This window comes from Lysinibacillus sp. 2017 (genome assembly GCF_003073375.1).
In the GTDB taxonomy this organism is placed as follows: domain Bacteria; phylum Bacillota; class Bacilli; order Bacillales_A; family Planococcaceae; genus Solibacillus.
The window spans coordinates 2,092,366-2,115,766 of sequence record NZ_CP029002.1; the positions used below are offsets into that span (position 1 = coordinate 2,092,366).

26 protein-coding genes, 1 pseudogene and 2 other annotated features are annotated in these 23,401 nt (G+C 33.5%); of the genes and pseudogenes, 13 read left to right on the forward strand and 14 right to left on the reverse strand.

Annotation, left to right across the window (positions count from 1 at the left end):
- Positions 1 to 138: 138 nt before the first annotated feature.
- The gene (locus DCE79_RS10065; protein ID WP_108712928.1) at positions 139 to 588 is read right to left on the reverse strand and encodes a hypothetical protein; all 450 of its coding nucleotides are present in this window, start codon (positions 586 to 588) and stop codon (positions 139 to 141) included.
- A gap of 124 nt (positions 589 to 712) precedes the next feature.
- Here DCE79_RS10065 and DCE79_RS10070 point away from each other — a divergent pair, with 124 nt between their 5' ends.
- Entirely contained in the window at positions 713 to 1,573 is an 861-nt protein-coding gene (locus DCE79_RS10070; protein WP_108712929.1) for a phosphotransferase, read from the forward strand.
- 266 nt (positions 1,574 to 1,839) lie between these two features.
- Here DCE79_RS10070 and DCE79_RS10075 read toward each other — a convergent pair whose 3' ends face one another.
- The 4 genes from DCE79_RS10075 to DCE79_RS10090 form a co-directional block, all read right to left on the reverse strand.
- Positions 1,840 to 2,682 carry a copper amine oxidase N-terminal domain-containing protein gene (locus DCE79_RS10075; protein ID WP_108712930.1) on the reverse strand — a complete coding sequence of 281 codons (843 nt, stop codon included), beginning with the start codon at positions 2,680 to 2,682 and terminating at the stop codon, positions 1,840 to 1,842.
- A 209-nt stretch (positions 2,683 to 2,891) separates the two neighbouring features.
- Positions 2,892 to 4,526, reverse strand: coding sequence for a methionine--tRNA ligase (gene metG, locus DCE79_RS10080; RefSeq protein WP_108712931.1), 1,635 nt, complete (start codon positions 4,524 to 4,526; stop codon positions 2,892 to 2,894).
- A 46-nt stretch (positions 4,527 to 4,572) separates the two neighbouring features.
- Positions 4,573 to 4,807 (reverse strand) — a binding site (T-box leader).
- 330 nt (positions 4,808 to 5,137) lie between these two features.
- Positions 5,138 to 6,163, reverse strand: a complete 1,026-nt coding sequence (locus DCE79_RS10085) for a serine hydrolase domain-containing protein (protein ID WP_108712932.1) — start codon at positions 6,161 to 6,163, stop codon at positions 5,138 to 5,140.
- Between the two features lie 147 nt (positions 6,164 to 6,310).
- On the reverse strand, positions 6,311 to 7,156 hold the full coding sequence (locus DCE79_RS10090; RefSeq protein ID WP_108712933.1) for a copper amine oxidase N-terminal domain-containing protein: 846 nt from the start codon (positions 7,154 to 7,156) through the stop codon (positions 6,311 to 6,313).
- A gap of 287 nt (positions 7,157 to 7,443) precedes the next feature.
- Here DCE79_RS10090 and DCE79_RS10095 point away from each other — a divergent pair, with 287 nt between their 5' ends.
- Together DCE79_RS10095 and DCE79_RS10100 are read left to right on the forward strand one after the other, a co-directional pair.
- Entirely contained in the window at positions 7,444 to 7,773 is a 330-nt protein-coding gene (locus tag DCE79_RS10095; protein WP_108712934.1) for a PadR family transcriptional regulator, read from the forward strand.
- Between the two features lies 1 nt (position 7,774).
- Positions 7,775 to 8,131 carry a DUF1048 domain-containing protein gene (locus DCE79_RS10100; RefSeq protein ID WP_108712935.1) on the forward strand — a complete coding sequence of 119 codons (357 nt, stop codon included), beginning with the start codon at positions 7,775 to 7,777 and terminating at the stop codon, positions 8,129 to 8,131.
- Between the two features lie 230 nt (positions 8,132 to 8,361).
- Here the strand turns inward: DCE79_RS10100 and DCE79_RS10105 are convergent, their stop codons facing one another.
- A complete protein-coding gene (locus tag DCE79_RS10105) occupies positions 8,362 to 8,916 on the reverse strand; it encodes a hypothetical protein (protein WP_108712936.1) in 555 nt (184 codons plus the stop codon).
- A gap of 88 nt (positions 8,917 to 9,004) precedes the next feature.
- On the reverse strand, positions 9,005 to 9,340 hold the full coding sequence (locus DCE79_RS10110) for a hypothetical protein (RefSeq protein WP_108712937.1): 336 nt from the start codon (positions 9,338 to 9,340) through the stop codon (positions 9,005 to 9,007).
- Positions 9,341 to 9,693: 353 nt separating this feature from the next.
- On the opposite strand from DCE79_RS10110, the gene DCE79_RS10115 reads away from it, so the two are divergent.
- On the forward strand, positions 9,694 to 10,401 hold the full coding sequence (locus DCE79_RS10115; protein WP_108712938.1) for an MBL fold metallo-hydrolase: 708 nt from the start codon (positions 9,694 to 9,696) through the stop codon (positions 10,399 to 10,401).
- A 13-nt stretch (positions 10,402 to 10,414) separates the two neighbouring features.
- Positions 10,415 to 10,993 carry a TetR/AcrR family transcriptional regulator gene (locus tag DCE79_RS10120; protein WP_108712939.1) on the forward strand — a complete coding sequence of 193 codons (579 nt, stop codon included), beginning with the start codon at positions 10,415 to 10,417 and terminating at the stop codon, positions 10,991 to 10,993.
- Positions 10,994 to 11,119: 126 nt separating this feature from the next.
- On the opposite strand, the gene DCE79_RS10125 is transcribed toward DCE79_RS10120, so the two are convergent.
- From DCE79_RS10125 to DCE79_RS10135, 3 genes are all read right to left on the reverse strand, one after another.
- Positions 11,120 to 11,572 (reverse strand): hypothetical protein, encoded by a 453-nt coding sequence (locus DCE79_RS10125; protein ID WP_108712940.1) that lies wholly within the window; start codon positions 11,570 to 11,572, stop codon positions 11,120 to 11,122.
- Positions 11,573 to 11,640: 68 nt separating this feature from the next.
- Positions 11,641 to 12,300, reverse strand: coding sequence for a PP2C family serine/threonine-protein phosphatase (locus DCE79_RS10130; protein ID WP_108712941.1), 660 nt, complete (start codon positions 12,298 to 12,300; stop codon positions 11,641 to 11,643).
- Complete coding sequence (locus tag DCE79_RS10135) at positions 12,293 to 12,745, reverse strand: HIT family protein (protein ID WP_108712942.1); 453 nt, start codon at positions 12,743 to 12,745, stop codon at positions 12,293 to 12,295. Before DCE79_RS10135 ends, DCE79_RS10130 begins: the two co-directional genes overlap by 8 nt.
- Before the next feature lie 53 nt (positions 12,746 to 12,798).
- Positions 12,799 to 13,008 (reverse strand) — a binding site (T-box leader).
- Between the two features lie 254 nt (positions 13,009 to 13,262).
- Between DCE79_RS10135 and DCE79_RS10140 the strand changes: the two genes are divergently transcribed.
- The 5 genes from DCE79_RS10140 (at position 13,263) to DCE79_RS10160 (ending at position 17,291) form a co-directional block, all read left to right on the forward strand.
- Positions 13,263 to 13,760, forward strand: a complete 498-nt coding sequence (locus tag DCE79_RS10140) for an RNA polymerase sigma factor SigV (RefSeq protein ID WP_108712943.1) — start codon at positions 13,263 to 13,265, stop codon at positions 13,758 to 13,760.
- Positions 13,753 to 14,622 (forward strand): anti-sigma-V factor RsiV, encoded by an 870-nt coding sequence (locus tag DCE79_RS10145; RefSeq protein WP_108712944.1) that lies wholly within the window; start codon positions 13,753 to 13,755, stop codon positions 14,620 to 14,622. The genes DCE79_RS10140 and DCE79_RS10145 overlap by 8 nt, the downstream gene beginning before the upstream one ends.
- 1,054 nt (positions 14,623 to 15,676) lie before the next feature.
- Complete coding sequence (locus tag DCE79_RS10150) at positions 15,677 to 16,051, forward strand: peptidylprolyl isomerase (protein WP_108712945.1); 375 nt, start codon at positions 15,677 to 15,679, stop codon at positions 16,049 to 16,051.
- Positions 16,052 to 16,338: 287 nt separating this feature from the next.
- On the forward strand, positions 16,339 to 16,860 hold the full coding sequence (locus tag DCE79_RS10155; protein ID WP_108712946.1) for a hypothetical protein: 522 nt from the start codon (positions 16,339 to 16,341) through the stop codon (positions 16,858 to 16,860).
- 176 nt (positions 16,861 to 17,036) lie between these two features.
- The gene (locus tag DCE79_RS10160) at positions 17,037 to 17,291 is read left to right on the forward strand and encodes a hypothetical protein (RefSeq protein WP_108712947.1); all 255 of its coding nucleotides are present in this window, start codon (positions 17,037 to 17,039) and stop codon (positions 17,289 to 17,291) included.
- Positions 17,292 to 17,381: 90 nt separating this feature from the next.
- Here the strand turns inward: DCE79_RS10160 and DCE79_RS10165 are convergent.
- Positions 17,382 to 17,764, reverse strand: a pseudogene (locus DCE79_RS10165) (DDE-type integrase/transposase/recombinase); the annotation flags it as partial.
- 306 nt (positions 17,765 to 18,070) lie between these two features.
- On the reverse strand, positions 18,071 to 19,183 hold the full coding sequence (locus DCE79_RS10170; protein ID WP_108712948.1) for a class II histone deacetylase: 1,113 nt from the start codon (positions 19,181 to 19,183) through the stop codon (positions 18,071 to 18,073).
- Between the two features lie 102 nt (positions 19,184 to 19,285).
- On the opposite strand from DCE79_RS10170, the gene DCE79_RS10175 reads away from it, so the two are divergent.
- Positions 19,286 to 19,996: a response regulator transcription factor gene (locus DCE79_RS10175; protein ID WP_108712949.1), complete on the forward strand. Its 711-nt coding sequence runs from the start codon at positions 19,286 to 19,288 to the stop codon at positions 19,994 to 19,996.
- Positions 19,997 to 20,318: 322 nt separating this feature from the next.
- Here DCE79_RS10175 and DCE79_RS10180 read toward each other — a convergent pair whose 3' ends face one another.
- Both DCE79_RS10180 and DCE79_RS10185 read right to left on the reverse strand, forming a co-directional pair.
- Positions 20,319 to 20,750, reverse strand: a complete 432-nt coding sequence (locus DCE79_RS10180; RefSeq protein ID WP_108712950.1) for an NUDIX hydrolase — start codon at positions 20,748 to 20,750, stop codon at positions 20,319 to 20,321.
- Positions 20,751 to 20,966: 216 nt separating this feature from the next.
- Entirely contained in the window at positions 20,967 to 21,782 is an 816-nt protein-coding gene (locus DCE79_RS10185; protein ID WP_234417239.1) for an MBL fold metallo-hydrolase, read from the reverse strand.
- A 405-nt stretch (positions 21,783 to 22,187) separates the two neighbouring features.
- Between DCE79_RS10185 and DCE79_RS10190 the strand changes: the two genes are divergently transcribed.
- Together DCE79_RS10190 and DCE79_RS10195 are read left to right on the forward strand one after the other, a co-directional pair.
- Entirely contained in the window at positions 22,188 to 22,493 is a 306-nt protein-coding gene (locus DCE79_RS10190) for a hypothetical protein (protein WP_108712952.1), read from the forward strand.
- A gap of 347 nt (positions 22,494 to 22,840) precedes the next feature.
- Positions 22,841 to 23,344 (forward strand): GNAT family N-acetyltransferase, encoded by a 504-nt coding sequence (locus tag DCE79_RS10195; RefSeq protein WP_108712953.1) that lies wholly within the window; start codon positions 22,841 to 22,843, stop codon positions 23,342 to 23,344.
- Positions 23,345 to 23,401 lie beyond the last annotated feature (57 nt).

Consider the following 23,401-nt stretch of genomic DNA (forward strand, 5'->3'; position numbering starts at 1 on the left):
TGCTAGAAAGTGAGGCAAAAGTGTACATCTTTAAGTGAGTGCGATTGTACATGAACATCGTAGCATTTGTATCTAATTAAAGAAAAAGCAGCTAAGGCAATGTATTTGCTATAGCTGCTGATTGGGGACGTTATCGTTTTAGCGATTTAAAAGTAATGAAAAATCATGAAAAGCAGCTAACACCTCATTTTCTAATGGATGAGCTTGTTCCTGCATTTTTAAAGGTAGTATTTCTTTTTGTTCAAGCTGTTGGAGATAGTTTTGGAATCCTATACAAATAGCTTTGATGTACTCAGTTAGTTTAAATTGATATGTAAAGTTGTCCTCTGGGTAATGGGCTATATGTTCAATATTAAGATTTGAACCATCACTGGAAAATATATAGTAATCCTCGTTTCCATGACAATACAATTTTTCTTCATGGATTTCTCCCTTGTATAGAGAAGAAAGAGTAGAGAAAAAATGTGGGATGGCTATAAAACCTATACCTGATTTAAAACTAAATAACTGTGTGTCACTTGAAACATCACATTGAAAATCGCCACTTATGAAACAGATTTTAATAAAACAGTTATAATTAGAATCCATAAAAACTACCTCCAGTCGTTATTTCTATCGTAACGTGTCCAACCTTTTATTTGGAACGTTTTTTAAATAGGATATTCAGTTAATAATTGTTATAATATTTAATTGCGAAAAGGGGTTGTAATTTATGATCAATTTTGAAGAAATAGTAAAATTATTTGGTATACCTTCAATTACAAATAGCACGCTATTGACTAAGGGTAAAACGGCTTCAACCCATTTATTACATACAAGTACTTCAAGGAAATTTATTTTAAAATCTCTTGATAAAAAAGAACAAGCTTATTTTGAGTATAAACTTATACGACATATTAGTGAGAGAAGTAAAGATATTGTGAGTGAGATTTTAACGACAAATTTTGATGAACCATTTATTGAAGTAAATAAAAATTTATATCAATTGCAAGTTTATGTACCTTCAATAAATGAAAAAGTCCCCTTACAAAAGGTTTTAAATACTTATCAAATGTTAGAAAAAAATTTAAATGATTTTCATTATGAACCAGAACGTTCAAATCGTTTCGCATTAGATATGTTATGGACGGATACAAAAGAACTTTTAAAAAATCACTATCAAACGATTTATAATGAGCTTTCCCCTTCCATCGAAAAGTTAAAAGCATTGGATAATACTCAAACGAATTGGATTCACGGAGATTTAGGTGCTTGGAATATTTTACATACTGCTGGACAAAATGTTTGTTTTATTGATTTCAGTGAAGCTCGTAAAGGACCACAGTATTTTGATTTAGTCGCCATTTTCGCTTCATATTTACCGCAGAATTTAGAGGCATTTCCTTCATACAATCAAGAATTTCTGTCAGCTTGTAAGGATTCGGTTAATTTGAAAGAATTTTATCAAACATTAGAACTATGGTATGTGAAAGGCATTTTAAGTTTATTGAAAATTGACGTCCAATCAACGAAAGAACACATTCTTTATTTTTCAAATATTATTAAAAAAATTAAAGGTTTAAAGCATCAATAAATTGTCTCTATATACAGGTTTTTATTCAGATAACATGCTCTGCAAAATCTTAAAAAGTCCTATCGTAGCTATGTTTTTATAGCGTTGCATAAAAGTCTGTATAAACAATAGTCATCTCAAAAAGGCACGAACGTTGATTTAACAACAATCGTACCTTTCAGATGTATTACCTAACTTTCATTTTGGAACGTTTATTAAGTTATTTCGTATACGTTATAAACCCTTGTTGCACTAAAGCACCTGTTAACACAATAAGAAAACACTTTTTATACAACTGTATTAATAATAACCGTCAGAAAGCCATTCACCGAAGCCCTATCAATTAATTGATGAATGGCTTGTCTTGCGGGATCACTAAACAAATACCATTGATTTTCAGTAGGCACATGAATCAAAACTAAGGGTTGACTAGGTAACATTTCATCATAACTTCGAACTAAAGTATAGATATCAAAACGTTCTACGCTGTTCCCTTCTTGGTCTAGAAAATCATATTGACCACCTTTATAATATTCACCAATTGAAGGATAACTTATCCACGTATAATTAGCAGGAGCTTCTACCTTACTTCCCTTATTTTCTACAAAAATATTATAAATGGCTTCGTTATAACCATTTCCTTTGATTTGCTGTACTACTCCGCCCATTGTCGCATGATATTCGTGCTGCAATGCTTTGACTTTTACACCATCAATAACCAATGGCTTTGTATCAACCGTTACTGTACCGTTTTTGTAATTGACATTGCTGCCAAATGTTTCGGCAATAAAACGCATCGGAACAAAAGTACGATCATTCTTCATGTATGGCTTTACATCAAGATGTTCTGTTTTACCGTTTTTCACCACTTTATTGCTATTAAGTTTTAAGATTACTTTCATATCGTTTTTAGTAAACGTGACTTGCGAATCCGACCACTTGACGTTAGCTCCTAAATTTTCACTAATGACACGTAATGGAACCATTGTACGGTTACTCTTACTTTCGGGACTCACATCGGATACAACCGTAACACCGTCAATTTTTATTTGAGTCGTCGCTGCAAAAGTAGGTGACGAGGTAAGGATTAGAATTAATGTAAGAAATACGCCTGAGAACATTTTTTTCATTTTTTGATTACCCCTTTTTTAAAAAGTAAATATTCCTTAAAAAAATTATTGTTGAAACCTTAAGCTTTTAAAAGCAAAAAACTTTATTACTGATATACAAATTCAATAAAGGTTTATGAAGTTCCTTCATTCTTAAATATAATGCTTCAATTCCAAGAAATCGCCTAAAAGGCTTATCGTCACAAAAAATTGGTTGTTAAAACTTAAACTCACTTATATGCTTCTTCTAATTTTTGAAGTTCTTCTTCTATTTTTTTTACATCAATCCTTACATATAAAGGTTCTACATTATTAAGTTCCGTTGGTAAGTCAGCAACTTCATCCCATCCGTGTAAAGATGTACCCAACATTTGTCGAATCTTTTCACTTCCAAATGGTAAGAAGGGATGTAATAATTGAGCTAAATTTTGAATAATGTAAACACTAGTTGCAAGCGTTTCTTCACATTTTTTAATATGACTATTAACTGTAGTCCATGGTTGCTCTTCATCAAAGTAGCGATTTGATGTACGAATAAAGTTAAAAATAGCTTCAATTGCCTGTTTCATTTCACCTGATTCGATATGTTCCCCAACTTTTGTATATAAGTGTTCCACATCTAATTTAATACTGTTGTTTACTTTTGCTTGAGGGACTTTGTGATTAAAGGATTTTGCAATGAATTTCAACGTTCTATTCACAAAATTGGCAAATGCACCTAATAGTTCACTGTTGTGACTGTAGATAAATTCTCGCCAAGAAAAATCGGCGTCACGATTTTCAGGAGCATTGATTGTTAAAAAATAGCGAATCGAATCTGGATGATAATCTTTTAATATTTCTGGTACCCAAACTGCCCAATTTTGACTTGTGGAAAGTTTTCTTTTCTCTAATGTTAAATATTCATTTGAAACAATATGTGTTGGTAATCCCTCTTGACCTAGACCCATTAAGATTGCTGGCCAAATTACTGTATGAAACGGAATATTATCTTTACCATGAATATAATAGGAAACGGCTTCCTCATTCCACCATTCGGAAACATCTTTTCCATTTTGTTTTGCCCATTCTAAACTTGCTGTATAATATCCTGCTACTGCTTCAATCCAAACATAGATTTTCTTTTCTTCAAAACCATCTACAGGTACAGAAATACCATTAGGTAAGTCCCTTGTGACAGCCCTATCTGGTAATCCTTCAATTAAATAACGTTTAGTTAACTGTACGGCATTCTCTCGCCATCTTCCTTCACTAGATGCTTCATTAACAAAGTTCTCTAATTGCTGTTGAAAATGACTAAACTCATAATAATAATGTTCCGTTTCACGAATCTCTGGCTCATTTCCGCAAATTTTGCATGTTTTATCTTTCAAATCAAGTGGATCTAGAATAGCTGAACAATTGTCACATTGATCTCCACGTGCTTTTGCCCCACAATTTGGACATGTTCCTTCCACAAATCTGTCTGGTAAAAATTGATTATCTACTGTACAGTATGCTTGCTCAATCCTTTTTTTAAATAAAAAGCCATTCTCTAAAAGCTTTAAAAATATATTTTGTACAGCTTTATGATGATGTGATGCATCAGTTCTTGTATATAGGTCATAGGTAAATCCTAATTCATTAAAGCATTGTAAGAATTCAGTATGATAGCGATCTGCTATTGCTGTGACTGTAGTATTTTCTTGATTAGCCCGTATTGAAATTGGCGTACCATTACAATCACTACCTGATACATAAAGCACATTTTCACCTTTTAAGCGATAATATCTTGCCAAAATATCTCCTGGCAAAAGTGCTGTTACATGACCTAAATGCAAAGAACCATTTGCATATGGCCAAGCGCCTCCGATTAATATATTCATTCTATGTTTCCCCCTTAAAATAAAAAAAGTCCTAACCGCAAATTGCGATTAGGACGAATTATCTCGTGGTACCACCTAATTTTACAAATAGCTTACACTATTTGCCTCTGCCAGTACGAACTCATACCGCCGCTGTTGTAACGAGTGCTCATCTCGTCGTAGCCTACATATCGGTACGAAGCTCAAAGGCCATGTTCAGTAAATTCGTTTTGCTTCATTTCCACCATCAGAAGCTCTCTATAAAAACTCCAATACTTACTCTTCCCTATCAACGCTAAATATTACAAATATATTTTACCATAATGGTCAAAAAAGTAAAAATATTCTATTTGAGTTTGCTCCATAATATGGCCCTTTAGCTGAATATAGCACAATTCCTTTACTGAATACTATAACTATTCCTAATCCTAAAATACCGATTGATGAAACAACTGAGGAGGTTCTTAATGAATAACGTAAATAATAAAGATATATCGGTTCAAGAAGAAATTCGTTGTGTTAAGTTAATTTTCAAAGCTGTAAGAGATTGAGAATTAATTGTAGATTATTCCTCCCCAGACTGAATATGTTACTTTAAGTACAATGTTTCACAATCTCAGATGATTTTTGTTTTATTTTAATATTTCTTCCTCGATTACTTTCATAATGTCATATGCTCCTTCAGACTTGTTCGAACATATTACAGTTTTAATTAAAGACTTAGGATAAAATGCAGAATGGAAACTAACTCCAGGGTCATAACCCATTATGTGATATTTTAAAATTTCATTACCATTTTTCTTAATCCATATCCCATAACCATAAAAGCTATTATCATCATCACTTGTATTAATATAAGGAGTAAGTAACTGGTGAGTGTATTCTTCACTTAATAATTCATTATTTATAAGCGCATCCCATAAATTCCCTATATCATTCACGGTTACGAATGCTCCACCATCTGAACCACCTTTTACGGGCAATGAGTAAATGTTCGTCTTCCAAGTACCATTAGGAAAGTCAATATACCCAAGTGCTGTTCTTATTGGTAAAGAATCGAATTCAAAATAATCCGACTCAGTCATCCCAGATTTATTGAAAATATTTTCCTTAATGTAATCAGCAAATTTAATTTTGCTTGTCTGCTCTATAATTAGTCCAAGTAAAATGTATCCCGCATTATTATAATGAAATCTTTCACCAACTCCTAATTTCATTGGTTGATTCTGAAATAATGGTAAAAAATCTTTCAAGGATCTTATTAGATACATCGGGTTCTTAATCCACAACTCTTCAAATTCATCCATAACTTCCTCATCAAAGTAATCAGGTATTCCAGCTGTATGTGTTAATAGATGATGAATAGTTATATCCTTATCAAAATAAGGAAAAGAAATATTAAGACAATCTTTTAACTTTGTATCAAAAGAAAGAAGCCCATCCTCCACAAGTTGACAAATTGCTATCGCTGTAAATAATTTACAACCCGATGCTATTCCAAATCGTGTATCAAAGCTGTTTACAATTTGCTCTGAACGATTAGCGTAACCATAACTTTTTTCTATTAAAGCTTTTTTATCATTTTTGACAAGAACTGTTCCTGAAAAGTCAAATTCAATCATAACATCGGTAATGTGATCTTCTATATTGGTTTTCATTTAATCTCTCCTCTACTATTTCTTCTTTTTCTAATGCGTTTGTTAAAGTACATACGTTCCCAAAGCGTCTTTTTCTGGAGGTTTGCTTTATAAACCCTTGTTGCACTAAAGCACCTGTTAACACAATAAGAAAACCTTTTGTATACCTTATGGAACTGTATTAATAATAACCGTCACAAAGCCATTCACCGAAGCCCTATCAATTAATTGATCAATGGCTTGTCTTGCGGGATCACTAAATAAATACCATTGATTTTCAGTAGGCACATGAATCAAAGTTTGGGGTGGAAGGGGCAACTTTTCATCATAACCTCGAACTAAATTATAGATATCAAAACGTTCTACGCTGTTCCCTTCTTGGTCTAGAAAATCATATTGTCCACCTTTATAATACCCCCCAGTTGTGATGCTATGAACTGACCAGGTGTAATCTGAAGGCGGTTCGACCTTACTTCCTTTGTTTTCTATAAAAATATTATAAATGGCTTCGTTATAACCATTTCCTTTGATTTGTTGTACTACTCCGCCCATTGTCGCATGATATTCGTGCTGCAATGCTTTAACTTTTACACCATCAATAACCAATGGCTTTGTATCAACCGTTACTGTACCGTTTTTGTAATTGACATTGCTGCCAAATGTTTCGGCAATAAAACGCATCGGAACAAAAGTACGATTATTCTTCATGTATGGCTTTACATCAAGAAGCTCCGTTTTACCATTTTTCACCACTTTATTGCTATTAAGTTTTAAGATTACTTTCATATCGTTTTTAGTAAGCGTGACTTGTGAATCCGACCACTTAACGTTGGCTCCTAAAATTTCACTAATGACACGTAATGGAACCATTGTACGGTTACTCTTACTTTCGGGATTCACATCGGATACAATCGTAACACCGTCAATTTTTATTTGAGTGGTTGCTGCAAAAGTAGGTGACGAGGTAAGGATTAGAATTAATGTAAGAAATACGCCTGAGAACAATTTTTTCATTTTTTGATTACCCCTTTTTTAAAAAGTAAATATTCCTTAAAAAATTATTGTTGAAACCTTAAGCTTTTAAAAGCAAAAAAACTTTATTACTGATATACAAATTCAATAAAGGTTTATGAAGTTCCTTCATTCTTAAATATAATGCTTTAATTCATAATATTGTTAGCTTTTAAATGCAGCTATTCTGTGATACTATATACCAGTAGTCGGTATTACTTAATACCTTTACAACAAAGCACCTGATACAAAGAACGCTGATAGTTAGAAATATAAATGGAGTGGATTTTTTGGAAAACATTACGGAAATGCTAAAAGGAGTGCTTGAGGGCTGTGTACTTGAAATCATAGGCCGTGGTGAAACTTATGGATATGAAATTACGCAAAATCTTCGTCAACTTGGCTTCACTGATGTAGTTGAAGGTACTGTCTATACAATTACTATGCGCCTAGAAAAAAATAATCTTGTAAACATAGAAAAAAAACCATCTACTATGGGACCACCTAGAAAATTTTATACGCTCAACGCAGCAGGACAAAAACAACTTGAAGTTTTTTGGGCAAAATGGGAATTCATCTCAAGCAAAATTAACGAACTTAAAATCAAAGGTGGTAAGTAAAATGAGTTTTTTTAAAAAATCTTTTGAAAAAATAGTTGGAAGTCTTGATGATAAAAAAGAATGGAGGGCGATGGAGGCACGTGCGAAGGCACTTCCACGTGAGTACTGCACCGCTTATAAAGCAATCCAAAAGTATTTGTGGACTGCGGGTGGTGGTCCCACTGACTGGAAGGATAGCAGTCGTATATTTTGCGGCATTCTAGAACTCTTTGAGGAAGGTGTAGCGGAAGGTAAGACAGTCACTGAACTTACGGGCAAAGATGTAGCTACTTTCTGCGACGAGTTAGTGAAGGATGAACAAACTTGGAAGGACAAATATCGCAAAAAGTTGAATGATACCATCAACCAACGTAACTAAATTCACTTAAACTATGTAATCCTTTTAAGCAACAACATTCTTGTTAACCATTCAAATTCAAATTATTTTTAAGAACCTTATTACATATCAAACGTAGTAAGGTTCTTGTTTATTTTTGGCTGTTTTAAAAGATTGTTGCTCTGGAGAAAAGAAGGTTATTCAATAATAGCTCCCGATTGTGGAAAAAAGCTTGATGTAATTCTTTCTATATTAATCATTTATTCCAACCATTAACTCAACTTTCTTCTAACTAAAATGAAAAACACAACAATACAAATGGCTCCTCCCAGTGTAGCCCAAATATAAATTTGATTATGTTTACCACTTAAATTAACTTCTTCAATTGGGGGCTGGCCTTGTCCAAGTATCTCCAAATCCTTTTGTGAAGAACTCAACACATCAGTACGATCACACAGGATTGTTACAAGCGATTTTGCCCCATACATACTTGATTCTTTTGCATAAACCAAATATTCATTTCCCTTTATAAAATCATATCCACAGTCTCCATCATCTAGCCCAGTGGTAATAATAATTTGTGTTTGTTCAACACCCTTCCATGTCTTCGTTACCTCAAAAAGAACGGATTTAGATGTATATCCTTTTAAATTCTTTCTTACTTTTATATCAACAACTTTCCCACTAAATACGGCTTTTGAACGTTCAAATTCTTCCTCTACACTTGGTAATTCTATACATGAACAAGCACTTGTAACCGTAGGAAAAGAGCCTATTATAAAAACTCCGATAAAAGTGAAAGCAAGAAGTGTAACTACCTTCTTCAAATAAATCACCTCAATATCTCTCAAAATATTTGATTTTCAATATAATACCAATATCAACATACAAGCATTATTCTCAAAGTCCAGGCAGTTATGTTTTTTGTTTCTTTTTAATGAATGTATAAATATTTAAAATAACTCCTATGACAAACATAATAATTGCATTGAGAGCCAGGACTATTGCTATAAACCCTCCTGCAAAAGCGATTCCTTGCCATTCGTCACCAGCATTATTTCCAGGATTTTTATTACCATAATAAATTCCTAATGATACAAAACTAGATACTATCACTAGAGATAAAAGAGCCAAAACAATTGCAGAAACCCATAAAGGGATTTTCTTTTTTTTGTATAAATACAATGCTAAACCATCACCAATCACAATAGATAAAAAAATAATCATCCAAACAATGGCATCACCGTTCATATTAATTAACCCCCTTACCCTCGCTTAATTAAATTCTACCAAAATAATCCAAAAAGTATCCAACTTTTCTTAAAATGTTATTCAAGATAATGGCCCTTTAATGAAAAGTTACGCGATCCTTATTAAAGAATCGCGCCCGCCCCTTTTTCCAGGAAAGCGCCCGATTGCGGAATATCGTTATCAAAATAATTCCTCCGTTTGTTTAAGTACAATTCTTCCAAACCTTTTCTCGAACAGTACTTCCAAGCTAATCAGCAGTATTACAAATTTTAAAAAAGGAATAAATTTCTTGACAAAACTAATAGTGTTAGTTAAATTTTAACTAATACTATTAGTTAAAGGGGTGCGGAAACATGAAAATGATTAAAAAGGGGTATCTATACCAATTAATTTTTATGCCTATTCTTTTTCCGGTCAACTGTTACTTTGTTGAGGAAGAGGAAGGATTGACTTTAATTGATACAGCTCTTGGCTTTGCTGCTAAGGGAATTTTTCAAGCAGCTGAAGTGATAGGTAAGCCCATTACGAAAATTGTACTAACCCATGCACATGAAGATCATGTTGGAGCACTTGATGCAATTAAAAAAAGATTTCCGGATATTGCAGTCTATATCTCACAAAGAGATCACCGCTTGATGAATGGGGACCGTTCACTTGATAGCCACGAAGACCAAACGCCTATTAAGGGTGGAGTGCCGAATACTTTAAAAACTCGTGCGAATGAATTATTAAAGGAAGGGGATCAAATTGGTTCTCTTAAGGCTTTTGAAACACCCGGTCATACCCCAGGTTCAATGTCTTTTCTTGACATAAGAACAAATGCAATCATAGTCGGTGATGCTCTGCAAGTAAGAGGAGGGATTGCGGTTGCGGGGGATGTAAAACCGTTGTTTCCATTTCCTGCTTGGGGTACGTGGAGTAAAGAAACTGCATTAAAAAGTGCTAAAAAAATAGCTGGGATAAAGCCAACACTTCTAGCAGTTGGACATGGGAAAATTATTGAAAATCCAATAAAACTGATTGAAGAAGCTATTGATCGTTTAGAATGCAAATTGAAATAAGGGAGTAATTGTCATGTCACCAAGACCAAAAGTCGGACTTGATTTAGCGTCAATATTAAAAGAAGCCGGGATTCTAGCAGATCAACATGGCATAGAGGAGGTCACACTTGCAAATCTAGCTAAAAGACTTAAAATTCGCCCACCTTCACTCTACAATCATTTCGGTGGATTGCCGGACTTAAGAAGAAAATTAGCGATTTACGGACTTGAAATGCTTTATGCCGAATTATCACAGGCAGCGACCAGGGCCTCAGTTAACGACGTTATACTAGAAGTAAGCAAAGCCTACATTAGCTTTGCTCGTAAACATCCGGGAATTTATGAGGCAACACTGCTGGCTCCTAATCCTGAAGATGTAAATGTTCAATTGGCAGGAGAAAAAATCGTTGACCTTGTCGTTCGAGTTTTAAAGACATTTGACTTAAACAAGGATAATACCTTGCATGCCGTCAGAGGATTGCGCAGTATACTACATGGGTTTTCAGCTTTGGAGCAAAGGGGCGGATTTAAAATGTCGTTGGATTTGGATGAAAGCTTAATAATAACGATTAGAGCCTTTCTTGCTGGAATTAAAAATATAGAAAGTAAGTAGTCAATTTAGAGTAGCACCAAAACTCGATCTTCTGATATAATCGTTTTTCTTTTAACTAAATGGTCCTTAAATGAAAATTGAGCGCTTATCCTTGTTGGAGGATGGCGCCCTTTTTAGAGTGAAAATTCATATATCCATCTCTGGCATTTCGGTATTTTTCCGTTTGCTATATCTGACATACATTGAAAAATACATTCCGACAGATGCAGGTAATAAATAATATAAAGCCAGCTGTAAAGTAAAGTTCGAGAAAAGAAAATATCCTATTCCAAAGTTAACAATCACAAGACCTATCAGTGATTTTAAATTATCGCTAAAATTACTGAAAAGCGGAATTATCAATGGTACTAATATTGAGCAACTAATCAATAAAATCCCTACTAATCCACCGACTAAAACGATTGCTATCATCGCTCCTGCTGCGTTGTCTAATTCTTTTACAACAGAGAAAGCATCATTTTGAAAATTTTCCATAAATAACTTCGAACAAATAAATAATATGAATAGTATAAGGGCTGTAAATAAATTGATTTTCACACATAGCAAAGTACTATATTCTTTGAACTTAAGATTTTTCATATATATCTCCTATATCCAATTCTATCTAAATTATATAGAAAGACGGTAATTAAAATATAAAGTTGCGTTTAATTAAAACGACTTCCAAGGCTCATTTGGTCTATTAATCCATCGGTTGTAAGGAACAGACGATTTTCTCCTTGCCTTAATTCCCTTCTCCCAATAGTGTAGCAAGGAACTTCTTGTTCAAAAGTATTAACTTGTCCTACCCATTCATAAAATTGTCTTTGATTTAATTGATACTGACCTAGTGCTGCTAATTCTTGATGAAATAAACAAAGTATACAGTCACCGACAGAAAACCACCAAACATACTTGCCTTTCCTTACCACAATTAAACAAGCAGTTTCTCCTTTAACTTCTCGACAAACAGATAAGAACTCCTCAGATTGAAACATATTTAAGATTTTATCTTCCAATCTTTTAAGAGTTTGATGAATTGCCGATGAGGATAATAAACTTTTAATAAGATATTTTTCCTTATTAAATTGTTCTAAAATGATTTTTGCACTCTCTGATGTATTATGAGCATCAAGAATAATAACGAACTCCCAATCTTCCTTTTCATTGTACCAAACTAAACACCCATCTTCGTTCTTATACTGTCCTGCATCAGAATTACCACCATAACGCCCAACTAAAATATGATTGAGTTGAACAACACTTAGTTTATCGACAAAATCTTGTTCGCTACCAACCCAACTAAAATCTTTACTAATATTATTCATATGGATTATCCACTAGATACGTTTTAAGGCGATTACAAAATTCAATAACATCATTATTGTCACCCATAGGAGCATCTTTCCAATCGTAAACTTCGGATGGTCCCCAATATTCTTTTGGCGTATTTGGATAACGAGCTACTAGATGCATATGAAGATGTGGAACAGAATTTCCTGAAACAAAGGAATAGATGTGTTCAGCACTTTCTGACCCCATTAGAGCTTTACTAATCCTAGCTATAATAACCCCAAACGCTTTTGCTTCTTCCATCGTCATATCAGCAAGTGTCGGAGCGTGTCTTTTTAAATCAATCATAATATGCCCAAGATAGTTTGGATTACCATTTCTATCAATATGTCCAACAAAAACATATTCGTCCTCATAAATCATAGCTCCTGCTGTTTGAATATTTCCAGCGTGTTTGTTACAAATAAAACAATTGTTCATAAAATTTTTCTCCTTTCGATTAGCACATTAAAAATAAAAAAACTCCGTCTCAACAAAGAGACGAAGTTCAATTCGCGGTACCACTCTAATTAGTTAATATTTAAATTAACTCACTTAAACTATAACGGTAGTTGCCGTCTATACCTACTTAAATTCAGTATAAATACTCCTGGACGAGTTCGGGAATTTACTGACTGTTTTTCACCAACCAACAGCTCTCTATACAATAAGTGTTCCTTATTACTTCCAATCATTGCAATCTTTTAAATTATTTAGAATAATACAACAGATTCAAATTAAAGTAAATAGAAAAAAATAAAGGTTTCCATATTCTGAATAATCTAATAAAATAACTTATTGTTTTTTTACAAATTTATTAGATAATAATTAAAAAATACTAAAAGCATGAACGTGAGCAAATGCTATTTTTATGAAAAGATTTTCCACCCCTTTAAACTTTTCGTCCCCTTCCACCCGTCTTATAATTGTCGACAGAATAAAAAAGGAGCTTCAAGGAATGATTGAAGAATTAGAAGATGCATTTATTACATTTATTCGCACGCACCAAAAGTCGCTATATAGACTCGCATATAGCTACACAAAAAACGAGCAAGATGCGCTTGATGTCGTGCAAGACAGTATTCAAAAAGGTTGGCTCGCGCTGAAAAAGCTGACAAATCGTGAGCAAATGAAAAGCTGGTTTTATACAATTTTAGTACGCACGGCGATTGATTTACTGCGTAAGCAAAAGCGTGTCGAACTCATTGGAGACGATGCCCTCCTTCAATTATCAGAGCAAGATACATACCGCAATCTTGATTTACAGCAGGCATTGCAACATTTACCTCTACAATTACGTGAGGTCGTTGTGCTACGTTATTTTGAGGATTTGAAAATCGAAGACGTCGCACACATTTTGACGATTCCATTAAGCACAGCGAAATCTAGGCTTTATAAAGCATTAAAGCTGTTAAAAATTGAGCTAGAGATGGAGGAGGATTTGGTCAATGGATGACAAGTTAAAAAAATTACAGGATCAATATAAGGATGTACCAATTCCTGATGAGCTAGAAATGATGATTGAAAAAAATTTACAACGACCTCAAAAGAAGAAACGCAAACTACCGATTTTTTTAACATCTGCGGCGGCTGCAGCAGTGCTGTTCACAGTTGGGCTAAATACAAGTCCAGCAATGGCGAAAAATTTAGCAGATGTACCAGTGATTGGACCAATCGTGCAGGTGCTTACATTTACCAATTATGAGATGGTGGAAGATGAATATACAGCAGACATTAAAGTGCCTCAAATTTCGGGCTCATCTGCTGACATTAATGCATTGAACGAAAAATACGCCGAGGAAGGCAAGGCACTATATGAGCAGTTTAAGGTGGATATAGAGGAAATGGAAGCTGGAAATATGTCAGTAAATAGCGGCTATATTATCGAAACCGATACCGACGACATATTGTCATTTGGTCGCTATGTAGAAGTCATTGTCGTATCTCGTTCTACTGTTATGAAGTATACGACGATTGATAAAAAGGCTGAAACGGTCATTACATTACCGAGTCTGTTTAAAGATGATCGTTACGTAGAAATTATTAGTCGCTATGTAGAAGATGAACTGCGTAATAGAATGATTGAAGCAAACGGTGATGAAATGTACTGGATAGGTGGTACAGAGTGGCATGACGAATCATTTGGGGTATTTGAAAGCATTTCACCTGAGCAAAACTTCTATATTACCGAAGCAGGAAAACTTGTGATGTCCTTTGATGTATATGAAATAGCACCAGGCTTTATGGGGCTCGTAACGGTTGAAATTCCGACTGAGCTGCTTCAAGATGTGCTGATGAGTAATAAATATATTAAATGATGATGATAAATGGGGAAATCTTGTTAACTAATTTAAACTAAAATTACTTTCTTAATCTATATAAGCAGGTGCACCCTTATTAATGGCTGCACCTGCTTTCTTATCTAATAGATTGGAATTTCAACACTGAACTGGACAAAAATCATTGAGCTAGCTTTAATTCCATTGGTGTTTGCTTACCATATCTGTCCATTCTTCTATATTCATTCATGACATCCACATGACCATTAAAATTGAGGCATGCTGCATTGTTTTGATTGGACTTTCTGTTAGTTATCTGGCTCATCACCATAAGTTGGGGATGACATAATATTAGGATTCAAAGTGATTCCTTTTTAATCTAGTCCGTTCTGCTACGCTTCGAGGGACGCTTTCCTGGGGGCGTGGCTCCATCTAACTTGTTACTTGCCTCTACGGCGGCAAGCAACAAGTGGATATTCCGCGCACGCTTAATCCCCAAGGGGTCGCCCCCTGCGCTTCGCGGCACTCTATTTTGGAATAAAATTTTTTTCTAATAAGGTGTTTTAGATAAGGCTTATTCGATAAAGTATCTTTTATAAACGTGAAAATAGTTTAAATGAAAGAGTGTTCATCATAACTGAAACCATGGCATTCACTTTCATTTCAATAACGAAATAGAATTCAAAATTCACTTAGAGATAAACTTGATCAATCCCCGCCGCCTCGCGATAGCGCAAGCGGCATTATCAGACGCATTTAACCAGGTTAAATGAATGACACTTTGTATTGGAGGGCCTTGCATGCGGCATTAAAGACAGTAGTATGGACACGTACCACGTGGCCATAATGCTGTCATGCCGTAGCCCGACAATAGCTAGACAAACTGATAAAACAATAATCAACCCCATGTTACGGTGGTGAACCAGTTATATGGTAACTTTGGAATTATTTATGATATAAATGTCTGGTTTTTAAAATAGGACAGAGGAATTTCTCTGTCTTTTAGGGGTACTTCAACATCGCTTGGAAGGTTTTCTATATAAGCAAATTGAATAATGACTTATAACGATTAAAAAGGCAGGAGAAAATTTAATTGAAAAAATTATTTTGTTTAATACTATTTTTCACATTGATATTAGCAGCTTGTAATTCATCAAAATTGAGTATTAGTGAAATTCAAAGTGTTCCTAATAAAGTACAAGATGCAATTAACTCTGATTACACACTGCAACGGATTAGTGATGGTAAAAAGAACACCTATATTATTTTTCAATCTACAGGAACAGTTACAGCCGATCTTGAAGTGATAGAGAACATATTAAACATAAAATTAGATAGTGAGAATCAAGAAAATAATGAGTTAAAACAGCATGTATATAAACTGACTAGTGGTGATGCAGAATATGACACAATTAATGTGTTAGTTAACGGAAAAGCTACGCCTTTTGATAACAGCACAGGCTTTTAAGTTTATATTGTTAGGTATTCTAATTTTTATAGGTTTATTCTATTATTTTAACAATCAATCGAATCGAATTGCAGAATCTACAAAAGCACTAGGTTTAAGGTACGGATTACCCTTCGCAAATTATTGAAGCCTCAATTAGAACTGTTATACAACCATAATGGACCTGGTCAATACCGTCTATCATTATGATAAATGGGTTTAACAAAACCTCCTTCAAATTAAAATAAATCTTTTATTCGTTGGATTGTTTGAGTTATACAAGGGGTCACGTCTTAGGAGTGATAGTATTGAATAAAAAGCATAAACTATTAATTTCAGCTTCAATATTTTTAAATATTGTCCTAATTTCTATTGTTGTAATGTCTGTTATTCAGATGAACAGTATGACCGAACGGACACTTAAAACAAGCGCAATCGATAATTTATTTGAATTACACGAAATTATTTCTAAACAGGAAAACGAAAATTGGTCTGATTTAGCCTTACTTTCGAAACAATTAGAAGCTACAGGTTTTGGAACTATGCATGCTCTCAACATAGGTGAAACGAGTAAAACCATAGACAAAGCTGATTCTGAAATACTTTTGAAGTTAAGTAACTACTTAATAAGATATTCTTCTATTTCTAAATCCAATCTTTCAGCAGAAACCGTTGAAGAAATGAAATCAGATTTAATAAGGTTCAATACAATACTAGTTGAAAAAGGTTTTAACAACGAAGATGCATTTGGTAGCTGGATTAAACAAAATTATTTAAAAAAACTTAGAAATATTGTTTCAGAAATCGAAAAAACAGAAGGTAATATTTAGTGACCCTATTCCCTAAATTAAGGTTAGGAAACCAACAACCCCCATTCAATTGAATAGGGGTTATTTTGGAAGGTGATAACAAGATTTTGTAGAATTATAAGAGAGTAAAGGTGTGAATCGAAGAGTAAACGTGTAACTGGTTGCTTTTATAGCAATAACTAATGTGGAGGGTAATAATGAAATTCTTCAGAAAGACTTCTAAATTGGAGCAAAAAAATTGGAGAAAAGGAGCAATTCTTGGGTTTTACATTTATATGCTGTTATTATTTATAAATTATAGTTATTTTTTAATATCTGGAAGTGAGCCTTTTACTTCAGGTGTAATTTTTTGGATTGGATTATTAATAGCTTTTGGATGCGAGTTTATACTAAATTTAAAGACTAAGATGAAAGTAAAAAAACGAACTAATCGTGATGATTCAAGCCTTTAGTGAAACAACGGGTACTTAAAACTTTTCAGATGTCGAATAAAAAAGGTGATACAAAATTACATAATATTATCGAAGCTGCCCTTACTATCAATCCTTTAGCTTAGAGAAGACTGACTTCGGTATCCCAAAGAATTCTCTATGACTGAATTATCGTAACAGTTGCCTTTACGTGACAAACTTTGCACAATGCCTCTTGCTTGGAGCGTTTGGCAATATTGCTTCATTTGATAATGCCAGCCCTGATCGGAATGCATCAATAGCTGATGATCCTCAGGCAAGCGTTCTAAAGGCCTTATCTATCATGTCTGAAACAAGTGAAAATGTTGGTCTTGAGCCATAGTGTACGTGATAATCTCACTGTTAAATAAATCTAAAACAGGCGATAAATAAAGCTTCTCGCCAAATAACTTAAACTTTGTAATAGCAGTTGTCCACTTTTCATTTGGTGCTTCTGCTGTAAAATTGCGGTCTAAACGATGCAAGCTTAATGTAGTTGGCTCTGCAAAATGAGACTATCATGCTCGCTGCTCAATATAAAGCCTAGCTTCGATGGCGGATACCTCAGTACTCTCATTGTTAGTAGGATTCTACCCTAATTCTAGTAGCTGACTCATTTGGAATGTACTATTCAGCCTTTCTTTATTTACTATTAAATACTATAAAAAATAAGAAATAAAAAAACGAATAACTTTACATTGAATACTGTAAAGTTATTCGTTTTGAACGGTAAAGATAAGCGCAAAATGTTGGTTATACACCAAAACTCACTTGTCTAATCCCTAAGCTTGAAAATTATATAATTGGTGCACTTTTTTTATCTCTTCAATACGTTCTTTTTGACTCTTAGTTAATTCTTCATAAGGAACACCACTAAATGCATGGATAAACGGATCTTCTACATCTGTTTTAATGCCACTTAATTGCTCCACAATTGCATGTGAACAGAATGGTACATAAGCAGTGCTATATCCACCTTCATGAACAGCAACTAATTTCCCCTCACAATGAGTATCTGCAAGTTGTAACATAAAATCAGTCATTTTTTTGTACCCATCCGCAGTTATCATCATTCTTCCAAGAGGATCAAATATACTAGCATCTTGACCAGCAGAGATAAGGATAAGCTGTGGTTTGAATTTTTCTGTTGCAGGTTTAACTATTTCTTCAAGTGCATGCATATATCCCGCATTACCGGTACCAGCCGGAAGAGGAATATTAATTGTATAGCCTTTACCTTCACCTTCTCCAACATCATCTATTAAGCCACGTCCAGCAGGAAATAACCCTTCTTGATGTAAAGAAATGAATAATACATTTGGATCGTTATAGAAAGCTGACTCAGTACCATTACCATGATGTACATCCCAATCTATAATCATAATGCGCTCTAAACCAAGTTCTTTTCTAGCATAATGTGCAGCAATCGCTACATTATTAAATAAACAAAAACCCATTCCTAAATCTGCTTCAGCATGATGTCCTGGTGGTCTAGATAATGAATAAGCATTATCACATTCTCCATTAACAACTGCTTCAACCGCAGTAATTGCGCCCCCCGCAGAAAGAAGAGCAATTTCATAGGAGCCCTTTCCAACTAAAGCAAGTTCACCCGCATCACCAAAACCAAGGTCACTTAAATCCTTAACTTTATTTACGTATTCACTTGTATGATAATACTGAATTTGCTCTACTGTAGCTGATTTAGGTTTAAGCTTTACTAGCTGCTCAAATAACCCGCTACGCTCCATTAAATTTTTGAATCTACGTTTTGTTTCAGGATTCTCAGCATGTCCATCCGATTGAACATACCCTCCTGGTGTTAAAAATAATGCTCCATTCCCTGTGTCGTGCCAGAAAAAACTCTCGTCACTAATAAATGCTGTTTTTTTCATATCTATTCCCCATCCTTTCTCAAACGTTATATCTATGATAATATTGTTTTAGAAAGAATAAAATTACACTAAAGTATAATTTTATGATAGGAGGTGGATTTCTTGAGTTCCTTATTACCAATAAAAGACTATGAAAAAATTATTCACTTCGCTTCCCAGATTACAAAATCAATACCTAAAACAAGAAGCATCGTTTTAAAAGAATTAGAAAATATTTTTGACTATAAACACACATTATTTTGGTTATCTGATAAAGACGGGAATTTAAAAAATCCGTTAAACAATAACATTTCAGATAAAATGTTATCAGAGTATCTAGATGATATTTACATACAAGATTTTTTATATCCCTCTTTAAATATAAAACGATTTGAAAAAAGAAACGCTTTGAAATTAATGGATGTTGTGACAAAAGAGCAATACGAGGAATCCGAATACTTTAAAAGGTTTATGTTAAAGTACGGATTTTATGATGAAATGGTTATAACATTAAAGCACGATGAACAAATTATTGGGGCAATTGGAGTTGTTAGTAAAGAAAACTCTAATCAATTTACCTGGCATGATGTACTAAGATTTAATTACTTATCACAAATTATTTCTTCAGTACTTCTACATTGTAATGAAGAAACAAAGTTCCCTCTAACTTCAAGAGAAATGGAAATAATTGAATTGGTGAAAATAGGATGTACAAATTCTCATATAGGAGAAGAATTATATATTTCAATTAATACTGTTAAAAAGCATCTAAATAACATTTTCCAAAAATTAAGTGTCACGAATCGAGTAGAATTATTGAATAAATTATTTTAAATCTCCTTGAAACCACGCTTTAGGCACCAAGAAATTGAGCAGTTGAAAGAAGAAAAGAAGTAAGTCGTCATTACTGTTATTAAACTGTAAAAAAGCCCGTAACCATTTATTTTTAACGGTTACGGGCTTTTTCAATTGCTTGGAATACTGTTCATAACATGGTCAAAGCTACAGCCCCTATAATTTTTGTCCAGACATCACACAGAAAGCCCTAAACGCTGTTAAATCAGCGTTTAGGGCTTTTACACGTATTTCCAAAGCTTTCATTTGGGAACGTTTTTTAGCTAATATTGATACTTATCGCTAGCTAAGCAATAAAGTTTTAAAAATCTATATAAAAAGGGTGATTACTCTCATCTAGACAGCATTCAATTCTTTGTCGGAAATTCCCCACTGTTACCATTTTTAAAGCTTCATCAATCGGGAAAAATCCTACTTCTAAACTTTCGGATGAAGTAGTGAATTTACCTCCAATAGGTCTTGCTAAAAAAAGTGTATTACAAATCGATTTCCTTACATTTTGGAATATCCCACAAAACTTTACTATTTCTACATCTATACCTGTTTCCTCTTTTGTTTCCCTAATAGCAGCTTCTTTTAAAGATTCACCTTCTTCTACTTGCCCTCCCGGCATCTCCCAGCCTCTCAAAGGTCCTTTGATTAATAGAATTTCTCTTTTATCATTAAGTACAATCGTTGCTGCGGAAACAATGTGTTTTGGTGGTATGTAGACTTTTGATATACTTTGTTCCAATAAAAACACCCCTTCTCTTCATAATATTTATATTTTACTATATTTTCCTGTATTCTCAATTTTAGAAAGTCCCCAAAGCAACATCGCTTTGGGAACGTCTGTCTTAAACTAAATTACAAGTAAATTAGGGAGTACTTTTTTTTGATTAATTTAAAAAGAACCAATCGTCAATTTATTAAGTGACGATTGGTTCTTATAATTCATATTTTTATCAAATTAAAGTGATTGAATAATATGGTCATTTACAAATGCTTTTATATAAAATAACTCATCATCATTTGGATTTCTTTTATTCTCTAGCTTGAAGGACTCTATTGCATTTTCTAAAGAAGAAGATTTGGCCGCTTCACTTGCTGCTCTTAACTCTCCCCAAAAGGTTTGCATCTCCTCTAAGTCACAAATTGATTCATGACCAAGTAGGAACGCTTCAGCATTGTATTTTTGAACAGCTTCAATCATTGGTAATAATAAAGATTTTTTATAATGGAATAAAGAATTTGTCGTTGTACCATATACACAATCACCTAAAAAAATTACTTTCTCATCAGGAATATAAATGATTGTAGCGTCATCTGAATGAGTACTGTTGATTTTTTCAAGTACACAAATTTTATTTCCTAAATCTAGAGTTAACGTTTCTTCAAAGATTATATGTGGAGAGTTTAACTTAAAATTTTCCCTATTTGGAATCTCTGTTTGTATAATCTCTATACACTTATCGCTCATCAATTTAGTCTGCGAATACGTTTGTAGTGAACTGTCACCAAATGTGTAACTTTGCCATACTTTTAACAATTCGTTTGTTTGACTATTCACAATAACCGTTGCATCAAATTCATTCATGCCAAGGAAATGGTCCCAATGTGCATGGGTAATGACCACATATTTAACTGGGGGTACATTTAGTTTCTCAATTTCTAGTAAAAAATCCTTCGCATGCTGAGTAGAGTTACCACAGTCTATTATTAAACTATATTGGTCGCCACATACCAGGCCTAATGTTGGTCGGTCGTTTTCATCTTGATTAGACATATAATAAATAGTCTCGCTCAATTTATTTAACATGTTTTATTTTCCTCATTTCTAAATGTTTATAAGCTGAAAAGAGAAAATCCATGTTTATCTTATTGTTAATAAAATAGTTTAGGATTTTCTCGGATTATTTGTTTACCATTGGACTAGTACATCCTTGTTATATAAGTAAAATTATAACATAATATATATTATAAGGATTATTTGTTAAAAGTTAATTTATAATATCGAAATACTCTAATTCAATATTATTTAATATGCAAAATAAATATTGAAAACATCCCCAAATGTGCAAGCTTGGGAACTTGTTTTGAAGGGTTTTCAATATTAATTGTCGAAAAGTATTAGTTAACGCAAATATGCAGATTAATTAATATCTGTTTGGAGTAAAAGGAGAATAATTTAATGGAAGGTATATTAAGAAAATCAGGCATCTATGGCTTATTACTGGGATTAGCTCTTTCCATTATGTTTGTCGATTATAAAGATGTTACAGAGGTTGGAAATGGTAGTTATGTAACGACATATACACCTTTAATTGAATATATAGTGACAATCTTACAGGTTAGCATTATAGGAATGTTTTTAGGTATATTTATTGGTTGGAAAGGCTATGAAAGAAAAGAAAAAACACAACAAGAAAAATCATATTATTTTCCATTCTTTTTTACTGTCTTTCTCGTTTCATGTATTTTAATGTATGTTTTTTAATGGGTAACAATATTGTACTAAATGGGAGCATTAGTAAGTTATGCAAATACATACAAATAGCGTTCCCAAATGAAAGCTTGGTAACATTTCAAACAGCGACAAGCACTGTGAAATCAGTGTTTGTTGCTGTTTTTATAGAGAATAACGCTCTGAGACGCTGTGAGAAATTATTTTAAAGAGGACTGTTCGATCCACTTGTTCTGAATGGCATGAAATGTTACCAAACGTCGGTTTGGGAATGTTATTCGATAACTACACCTTTTTATTTTTACTATTATTGTATTTAATTGTTATTAATTGGTTTATTCTATCTTAGAAGGTATTTTTCTGAAAAAGGAGCGAGCAAGATGATTGAATTAAGAGCAATAGATGGAACAAACATAGATGAAGTAGTTGCACTAGATGTTGAAGATGAGCAGAAAAAATTTATACTAGGAACGACGAACCTTAGATGCTTTGCAGACGCTCACATGTTGAACATAGATGGCATACCTGCTTCCCCATTCGCCATTTATGCGGACAATACGATGATTGGATTTTTAATGTATATTTATGACACGACGGATCATGAATCATTTAAAAATGAAGTGTATTATGGGGAGAAAGCGTATTTTGTTTGGCATTTTATGATTGATAAACGCTATCAGAATAAAGGCTATGGAAAAATTGCATTTGAAAAAATGCTTGCACATATTGAAGAATTACCGCACGGGGAATCACAATATATCGATCTTTTTTATCATAAAGATAATCTTGTAGCGAAAGAATTATACGCTTCTTTAGGCTTTATCGAAACAGGAATCATTCAGGAAAATTCCGTTCATGCGATTAGGCATCTGAACAATAACTAACATCGGTCTCGCTAGATTTAGAAACATTTGCACCATTAAAGTAAAAATGCACCCAAA